Below are 597 nucleotides of genomic sequence, written 5' to 3'. Positions count from 1 at the left end.
GAACTGCGCGAGAGAAGCCGGATCGATCTGGCTGGTGGAAGTTTTCATCACGCGGCGCGTGCTTGTCACCTTGTCAGCATGCAATTCCATGTCGCCGCCGGACTGGATCAAGGCAGACACGTTGTTGACCAACGCTGCGTTCGTGTAGTTGCCACTCGCGTCCTTGCCGCCCGCCAGCACGACCTTGCCCATCCCGAAGATGGCCGTCGTCGCCATCGAGTCGGTGGCCGTCGTGTCGTCGCGGTTTTCGATGTCGTGCGCGAGGATTTCGAGCGTACCGTTGCTGTCCGATCCACCGATCAACGCGGTCGGTCCAAGGTTCGAGATCGTATTCGTCGCGTTGAGCGACACGCTGGCGCCGACCAGCGCACCCGTATTGGTCAGATCGGTCGACTGCGTACGCAGCAAACCACCGGCCGCCAGGGCACCCGCGTTGACGATGTTGCCCGCATTGACGCTCAGGTTGTTGACCGACTGCAGGTTCGCGTTGTTCGTGAAGGTGCCGGGCAACGTGAACGCGAGATCGTGACCGACGTTGAACTGCGTATCGGATGCCGCCGTGTAGTCGCCCTGCAGGTTCACGTTGGCGTCGTGCGC

General features: G+C 62.0%; 1 protein-coding gene. It reads right to left on the bottom strand.

Annotation, left to right across the window (positions count from 1 at the left end; all coding sequences use genetic code 11):
• Window positions 1–597, bottom strand: a 597-nt coding sequence (locus ACTJLD_RS41365; protein WP_440661788.1) for a hypothetical protein, incomplete at both ends; no start/stop codon positions are given.

It is taken from the genome of Burkholderia sp. 22088, from assembly GCF_052045915.1.
Taxonomy (GTDB): Bacteria; Pseudomonadota; Gammaproteobacteria; order Burkholderiales; family Burkholderiaceae; genus Burkholderia; species Burkholderia cepacia.
Note: the sequence above shows the minus strand (reverse complement) of the source record. Positions and strands in the feature narration are given on the sequence as shown.